The following is an 8,231-nucleotide window of genomic DNA, read 5'->3' on the forward strand; positions in this document are numbered from 1 at the left end:
GGCCGATGAAGCGGCTAGATGCTTGTCGCCAATGCCATCTTTCGCACTCCAGCTTCCCGATCTCGTCCGCTTCAACCAGCGGGTTCACGACCGAATCGATCCGTGGTTCGCCCGGCTGTGGGTTCGGCGTGGCGCCTGGGTGTTGTTCGGCGGCTTCCTGTTTTTCGCAATGACGTGGATCTGGTTTGCGTCGAACATCCCAAGTTCGGAGAAATTGCTCGCTTACCAGCCGCCGTTGCCAACCAACGTGCGCGGCTATGACGGTAACCCGGTGCAGACCTTCGCCCGCGAGCGGCGCGTCGAACTGTCGTTCGACGAATATCCGCCGTTGGTGGTGCAGTCGATGATTTCGGCGGAAGACAAGACCTTCTTCAGCCATGGCGGGATCGATTATCCGGGGTTGGCCGGTGCGGTGTTTGAATATTCGACCAAGTCAGTCACCGGCGGCCGCGCCAAGGGCGGATCGACCATCACGCAGCAGGTCGCCAAATATCTGCTTCAAGACAATAGTTATGCCGTCACCCGCAAGGTCCGTGAGGCGATCCTCGCCTTCCGGCTCGAATCGACGCTGTCGAAGCCGCAGATCCTCGAACTGTATCTCAACTCGATCTTTCTTGGTCGCAATGCCTACGGGATCCAGGCTGCGAGCCGCGCTTATTTCGACAAGGACGTCAGCGAACTGACGCTGCCCGAAGCGGCCTATCTCGCGGTCCTGCCCAAGGCGCCGTCCAATTATGACCCGCAGCGTGCCACCGCCAAAGCGACCGCACGGCGTAATTACGTGCTTCGGGAGATGGTCGCCAATGGCTACATCACCGAGGCCCAGCGCGCCGAAGCGTCGGCCGCGCCCCTCGGCACGATCCGCTATGGCAGCAACGAAAAATTCCGTCAGAACGGCGGCTATTTCATGGAGGAAGTGCGCCGCGACCTGATCCGCCGCTTTGGCGAGAAGGCCGAGCAAGGGCCGAACAGCGTTTACGCCGGCGGCCTGTGGGTGCGCAGCTCGATGGTGCCATTGATGCAGGACGCCGCCGCCGACGCGCTTCGCGAGGGGCTCGCCAAGTTCGACGGCGGGCGCGGGTGGCAGGATACCGGGCTGAGCGTCGATCTGACCAAGGACTGGCGCGGCCAATTGTCCGCCGCCGCGCTCGGCACCGGCTTTCCCGACTGGCGCAAGGCGGTGGTGCTTGAGAAATCGGGCGGGCAGGCGCTGCTCGGCTTCTCTGACGGCACCAAGGGAACGCTGTCGGCATCGGCCGCGCAGCAGTCCAAGCGTGGCGGCGGCGGCACTGCATTCAGTGCGATCAAGCCGGGGATGATCGTCATCGCCAAGTTGATCGGCGGGTCCAGCTACGCGCTTCGCTCCATCCCCGAGATCGGCGGGGCTTTCCTGTCCGAGGAAGTACGCACCGGGCGGATCCTCGCGATGCAGGGCGGGTTCGATGTGGTCGGCTCATCTTACAATCGCGCCACCCAGGCGCTGCGTCAGCCCGGGTCGTCGTTCAAGCCGATCGTCTACGTCACCGCGCTCGAAAACGGCATGACTCCGGCGTCGATCATCGTCGATGCCCCGTTCTGCGTCTGGCAGGGCGCGGGGCTGGGCAACAAATGTTTCAAGAATTTCGACGGTGGTTATGCTGGGCCCAAGACAATGCGCTGGGGGGTCGAGCAATCGCGCAACCTGATGACGGTGCGAGCCGCGTCGCAGACCGGCATGCCCAAGGTGATCGCCACTGCTGCGAAGCTTGGAGTCGGCAATTTTCCCAATTATCTGTCGATCGCGCTCGGTGCTGGCGACACCACCGTGATGAAGCTGACCAATGCCTATGCGGTGCTCGCTAATAATGGCCGCGAAGTCCGCCCGACGATCATCGACTTCGTCCAGGATCGGGGCGGCAAGGTCATTTATCGAACCGACAATCGCTGCCAGGTGATGGACGGGTGCAATGGCAAGGATTGGGACGGCAAGGCGATGCCGCGCCCGCCGATCCGCGCCAAGCAATTGCTTGAGCCGCAGGCGGCGTATCAGATGATCCACATCTTGGAAGGCGTGGTCGAGCGCGGCACGGCGACCGTGCTGCGCGACCTTGACCGGCCCTTGTTCGGCAAGACCGGGACCACCACTGGCCCGACCAATGTGTGGTTCGTCGGTGGGACGCCCGACGTCGTGTCGGGGGTTTACCTCGGTTACGACCGCCCGCGCTCGCTGGGCGGCTATGCGCAGGGCGGCCGGATCGCGGCGCCGGTGTTCAAGCAATTTGCCCAGATCGCGTTCAAGGATTCGCCCAAAATTCCGTTTATCGCGCCCGCTGGTATCCGCATGGTGCGGATCGACCGGGTCACCGGCAAGCGCGTGTTCGGTACCTTCCCGACCAGCGAGGACCCCAAGTCGTCAGTCATCTGGGAAGCGTTCCAGCCAGAGACCGAACCGCGTCGTTCGTTTCGCCGCGAAGACCTGGTTGCTGCCGCGCCCGAGGGCGTCGGCGGACCGCCCAAGCGCCCGCGACCCGTGCGCGCCAAACCTGCCCGACCGAAACCTCCGGTCGACGATTTCTTGCAAAGGCAGGGTGGGATTTACTAGGGCCGCATTACGCCCCGTTTGAAAGCCAATATCATGCGCGCCGAAGCGCAAACGCATATCGATCAGATCAACGCCGCCACCCAGCTGCTCCGCCGGTTCCTCGATTGGGACAAGGCGCACAAGCGGTTGGCCGAGCTCAATGGCATGGTCGAGGATCCAAGTCTGTGGAACGACCCCAAAGGCGCGCAGGACGTGATGCGCGAGCGGCGGCGGCTCGAAGAAGCGATTGGCGCGACGGCCAAGATCGAGACCGAGCTCAAGGATACGGTCGAGCTGATCGAAATGGCCGATGCCGAGGGTGACAATGGCTTGGTCGACGACGGCGTGATCGCTTTGGCCGATCTTGCGGCACGCGCCGAACGCGACAAGGTGGCGGCCTTGCTGGCCGGAGAGGCTGACGCCAACAACAGCTATATCGAAATTAACGCTGGCGCTGGTGGCACCGAGTCCAATGATTGGGCGGGAATGCTGCAGCGAATGTACTCACGCTGGGGCGAGCGCCACGGGATGAAGGTCGAGCTGATCGACCATCATGCCGGCGAGCAGGCCGGGATCAAGTCCGCGACGTTGCTGATCAAGGGCGAGAATGCGTACGGCAATCTCAAGGTCGAGGGCGGAGTGCATCGGCTGGTGCGTATTTCGCCTTACGACAGCTCGGCACGGCGCCACACCAGCTTCGCTTCCGTGTGGGTCTATCCTGAGGTCGACGATGATATCGATATCGAGGTCAACGAGAGCGAGCTTCGGATCGATACTTATCGCGCGTCTGGCGCTGGTGGGCAGCACATCAACACTACCGACAGCGCGGTGCGGATCACTCATATTCCGACCAATATCGTCGTCCAGTGCCAGAACCAGCGCAGCCAGCACAAGAATAAGGCCGAGGCAATGAAGCAGCTGAAGGCCCGGCTGTACGAAGCCGAATTGCAAAAACGCGAGGCCGAGGCGGACGCCAGCGCGGCCAACAAGACCGATATCGGCTGGGGCCACCAGATCCGCAGTTACGTCCTGCAGCCATATCAATTGGTCAAGGACTTGCGCACCGGCGTCATCTCGACCGCGCCGGGCGACGTGCTCGACGGCGATCTCGACCGGTTCATGGCGGCGGCCTTGTCGCAGCGGGTGACCGGCGAAAAGGTCGAGGTCGAAGATGTCGATTAGGGCAGCAGCTTGGCTGCTGCTGGCGCTCACCGGCTGCAAGGCCGACGCGCCGCAATCGACGTTTCCCAGGGCCGACCGCGACGTCGCCTCGATTGTCAGCGACAGCTTCTCGACCGAGGACGCCCGCGATCGGCTGGGGGAGGCTGAAGCGGTGATCGCCTTTGCCGGGATCAAACCCGGCATGTCGGTCGCCGATATCGGCGCTGGGGAAGGCTATTACACCGTTCGCCTGTCGCGGGTGGTTGGCGGCAAGGGGCGCGTGCTGGCCCAGGACATCGTGCCGGAAACCCGCGACCGGCTTGCAATCCGCGTCCAGCGTGAAGGCCTCGACAATGTCGCGGTTCGGCTCGGCTTGTCGGATGATCCCAAGCTGCCCACGGCGAGCTTCGACCGCATCTTCCTGGTGCATATGTATCATGAGGTTGAGCAGCCTTATGCCTTCCTGTGGCACTTGCGCGATGGCCTCAAGCCCGGCGGCTTGGTGGTTGTGGTCGATGCCCGTCGTCCGGTGCGTCAGCACGGGATGCCGCCGGAATTGCTCACTTGCGAGTTCGCCAGTGTCGGCCTGACCAAGCTTCGGGATCAGGCGCTCGCCGGCAGCGATGCCTATATGGTGCTATATGCCGCCACCGAGGCGCGGCCGGCGCCGGGCGCAATCAAGCCATGTGCTGCTGCCCGGACCTGACGCGGGCGACACCGCCTAGAGCAAGCCCATCGCGCGCATCGAGCGGCAATCCGGGCCAGCCATCACCAGATGGTCGAGCAAGGCGAGGTCAATCGCCTCGGCGGCGAGCGCGAGGCGGCGGGTAATCTGGCGGTCGTCGGCGCTGGGCGTTGCATCACCACTGGGATGGTTATGGGCGACAATGACCCCGACGCTGCCGTGCGTTGCGGCATCCCTGATCACATCGCGCACGGACAGGGTTGCGCCGGCAACGTCACCGTCATGGCGCGCAAGGTGGATGCAGCGGGCCTCGTCATCGACATGGGCGACCCAGAGATGCTCCTTCTCCGGACCGGCTTCGGCAAGGCAGCCCGCGAAAAATCGATGGGCGGCCTCAAAGCCGTTAAGAAGCAGCGGGGATTCGGCACGCTGATGAAACATGACGGTTGCATAGGGCAGGGCGGATCGTCGGGCGATGTGAACCGCGTCCAGCGTGGTCGCATGTTACATTCAAAACGGACCGATCCGCGAACTACTTGCCGCAATCCACAGTCTGGCTAGGGTGGCAGAATGCGAAATTACCTCGACCTGATGCAGCAGATTCTCGACCAGGGTGTCGAGCAAATGGATCGCACCGGAACCGGTACGCGGTCGCTATTTGGGGCCCAGTTGCGGTTTGACCTCGCCGAGGGTTTTCCGCTGTTGACCACCAAAAAGCTCCACCTGCGCTCAATCATCATCGAATTATTGTGGTTCCTTCGCGGCGACACCAACATCGGCTGGCTCAAGGACCGCAAGGTTGGGATATGGGATGAGTGGGCGGACGAAAACGGCGACCTTGGCCCGGTCTATGGCAAGCAATGGCGCGATTGGGAAACGGCCGACGGTCGCCACATTGACCAGATCGCGGGGCTGGTCGACCTGATCCGCCGCGATCCCGCCAGCCGCCGCCAGATCGTCACCGCATGGAATCCGGGGGAGCTTGAGCGGATGGCGCTGGCCCCGTGCCATTGCCTGTTCCAGACGCAGGTCGCTGCGGGGCGGCTCAATCTCCAACTCTATCAGCGCAGCGCCGATTTCTTCCTCGGCGTGCCGTTCAACATCGCGTCATACGCCTTGCTGACCCATATGCTGGCGCGCGAGTGCGGGCTTGAGCCGGGGGTCTTCGTTTGGACTGGCGGAGACGTTCACCTTTATTCCAATCACATCGAGCAGGCCCAGCTCCAACTGTCGCGCGATCCGCGGTCGTTGCCGACGCTGATGTTGAAGGATCGCGGACAGGATCTGTTCGGCTACGAAGCGGAAGATTTCGCGTTTGATGCCTATGATCCGCACCCGCATATCGCGGCACCAGTCGCGGTTTGAGTTGACGGATCGTCGCGCGTGATGAACATTTCGGCTGCGTGATGGCACCGAAGCCAATCTACTGCGTTCCACTCACGTCACACAGGAGAATTACCAATGTTCCAGAAACTCACCACGATCGCCATCATCGGCGGCGCACTCGTTCTCGCGGCCTGCAATACTGTTCGCGGCGCTGGCAAAGATGTCTCGTCGGCCGCCAATTGCACCGAGAATGTGATCAACAACGTTCGCTGCTAATTCGACCTGGCAATCAGCCAAAAAAATAGCCCCGCCGGAGAAGATCCGGCGGGGCTTTTTTCTCGATCTTCTCGCATCGGACGCGTTAGCTGTTGAGGTAATCTCCAGCGTCGGCATCGGTGCCGGTGCCCGACGCGACAACCGGCTCCAGCGGATCGCTGTGGGTTGCTGCTTCGGGACCCTGGGCGAGCTCGGCAGCATGTTCCTCGGCCGCATTCTTCGGCGCGATCAGGGCTTCCTGCAACTTGCGCTGCTGGGCCCGGAGCGAGGCGTCACGGCTTGACGCAGCGACGCGCAGGCGGTTCATGCCGGCGCCAGTGCCCGCCGGGATCAACCGGCCGACGATGACGTTTTCCTTCAGGCCGTTGAGCGTGTCGATCTTGCCCTGGACCGAAGCCTCGGTCAGCACGCGCGTCGTCTCCTGGAACGAGGCCGCCGAGATGAAGCTGCGGGTCTGCAGCGACGCCTTGGTGATCCCGAGCAGGACCGGCTTGCCCTCGGCCTTCTTCTGCTTCTTGGTGAGGGCCGAATTGACCTCGTCCATCTCCTCGCGGTCGACCTGTTCGCCGGCCAGCAAGGTGGTGTCCCCGCCGTTGGTGATTTCGACCTTTTGCAGCATTTGGCGAACGATCACCTCGATGTGCTTGTCGTTGATCTTCACGCCCTGCAGTCGATAGACTTCCTGAATCTCGGTGACGAGATATTCGGCCAAGGCCACCACGCCGAGCACTTCGAGGATGTCATGCGGATCGGGTGAACCACCGACCAGATTGTCGCCGCGCTTGACGTAATCGCCTTCCTGGACGTCGATCACTTTCGATTTCTGGACGAGGTATGCGACCTCTTCCGAGCCATCGTCGGGGATGATGACGATCTTGCGCTTCGCCTTATAGTCCTTCTTGAAGCTCACCTTGCCCGAGATTTTGGCGATGATCGCCGCATCCTTGGGCTTGCGGGCTTCGAACAGCTCGGCAACGCGCGGCAGGCCGCCGGTGATGTCGCGGGTCTTGGCGGCTTCGCGCGGCATACGCGCCAGCACTTCACCGGCCTCGACCGTTGCACCATCTTCGACCGCGACGATCGCCCCCGGGAGCAAGCGGTAAAGCCCGGTCTCGGTATCGTCCTTGCCCATCAGCGTCAGGCGCGGACGGAGGTCTTCCTTCTTCGACTTGGCGATGTCGTCCATCACCACGCGCTGGGTGATGCCGGTCGACTCGTCGGTCAGCTCGGTCATTGTCCGGTTTTCGGTCAGGTCTTGATAGCGGATGATACCCGCTTTCTCGGTGATCACCGGCATGAAGCTCGGGTCCCACTCGGCGATCCGATCGCCGCGACTGACGATATGCCCAGTCTCGCACAGCATATGCGCGCCGTACGGCACGCGATGGGTGCTGAGCTCACGACCATCCATATCGAGGATCGCGATTTCACCAGAGCGCGACAGCGACACGTGGCGGCCGCGCGGATCCTGGATGGTCGGCATGTCGCGGAACTCGATCGTGCCGTCGACCGGCGCTTCGAGGTTCGACTGCTCGTTGAGCTGTGCCGCGCCGCCGATGTGGAAGGTCCGCATCGTCAGCTGGGTGCCAGGCTCGCCGATCGACTGGGCGGCGATGACGCCCACCGCTTCGCCGATGTTGACCGGCGTACCGCGGGCAAGATCACGACCATAGCATTTGGCGCACACGCCCTGCTTGGCCGCGCAAACCAACGGACTGCGGATCTTGAGGCCTTGAAGCCCCATGTCCTCGAGCTGGGCAACCATCGGCTCGTCGAGCAACGTGCCTTCGGGAATGATGACCTTATTGTCGGAATCGACGATATCCTCGGCCGTTGTGCGACCGAGCACGCGATCGGCGAGTGATGCGATGACCGCGCCGCCCTGGACGATCGCGCGCATTTCGAGCGCCCGGTCGGTGCCGCAATCCTGTTCGATGATCACCGCGTCCTGCGACACGTCGACCAGTCGGCGGGTGAGGTAGCCCGAGTTGGCGGTCTTCAACGCGGTATCCGCGAGACCCTTGCGGGCGCCGTGGGTCGAGTTGAAATATTCAAGGACGGTCAGGCCTTCCTTGAAGTTGGAGATGATCGGGGTCTCGATGATCTCGCCCGACGGCTTGGCCATCAGCCCGCGCATGCCGGCGAGCTGCTTGATCTGCGCCTGCGAACCACGAGCGCCCGAGTGGGCCATCATGTAGATCGAGTTGATCGGCACTTCGCGCC

General features: G+C 62.8%; 6 protein-coding genes and 1 pseudogene. 5 read left to right on the forward strand and 2 right to left on the reverse strand.

Annotation, left to right across the window (positions count from 1 at the left end):
- Nucleotides 1–31 precede the first annotated feature (31 nt).
- From RMN73_RS02465 to RMN73_RS02475, 3 genes are read left to right on the forward strand one after another with little or no spacing between them, the layout of a single operon-like run.
- Nucleotides 32–2,581: a transglycosylase domain-containing protein gene (locus RMN73_RS02465; protein WP_309601734.1), complete on the forward strand. Its 2,550-nt coding sequence runs from the start codon at nt 32–34 to the stop codon at nt 2,579–2,581.
- 33 nt (nt 2,582–2,614) lie between these two features.
- Nucleotides 2,615–3,742, forward strand: coding sequence for a peptide chain release factor 2 (gene prfB / locus RMN73_RS02470; RefSeq protein WP_309601735.1), 1,128 nt, complete (start codon nt 2,615–2,617; stop codon nt 3,740–3,742).
- Nucleotides 3,732–4,427: a methyltransferase domain-containing protein gene (locus RMN73_RS02475; protein WP_309601736.1), complete on the forward strand. Its 696-nt coding sequence runs from the start codon at nt 3,732–3,734 to the stop codon at nt 4,425–4,427. Before prfB ends, RMN73_RS02475 begins: the two co-directional genes overlap by 11 nt.
- 15 nt (nt 4,428–4,442) lie before the next feature.
- Here RMN73_RS02475 and RMN73_RS02480 read toward each other — a convergent pair whose 3' ends face one another.
- Nucleotides 4,443–4,847, reverse strand: a complete 405-nt coding sequence (locus tag RMN73_RS02480) for a JAB domain-containing protein (RefSeq protein WP_309601737.1) — start codon at nt 4,845–4,847, stop codon at nt 4,443–4,445.
- 129 nt (nt 4,848–4,976) lie between these two features.
- On the opposite strand from RMN73_RS02480, the gene RMN73_RS02485 reads away from it, so the two are divergent.
- Entirely contained in the window at nt 4,977–5,771 is a 795-nt protein-coding gene (locus RMN73_RS02485) for a thymidylate synthase (protein WP_309601738.1), read from the forward strand.
- Nucleotides 5,772–5,867: 96 nt separating this feature from the next.
- On the forward strand, nt 5,868–6,008 hold the full coding sequence (locus tag RMN73_RS02490) for an entericidin EcnA/B family protein (protein WP_309601739.1): 141 nt from the start codon (nt 5,868–5,870) through the stop codon (nt 6,006–6,008).
- Between the two features lie 85 nt (nt 6,009–6,093).
- On the opposite strand, the pseudogene RMN73_RS02495 reads toward RMN73_RS02490, so the two are convergent.
- A pseudogene (locus RMN73_RS02495) lies at nt 6,094–8,231 on the reverse strand (DNA-directed RNA polymerase subunit beta'); the annotation flags it as partial.

Origin of the sequence: Sphingomonas sp., assembly GCF_031372575.1 — a bacterium.
GTDB lineage: Bacteria > Pseudomonadota > Alphaproteobacteria > Sphingomonadales > Sphingomonadaceae > Sphingomicrobium.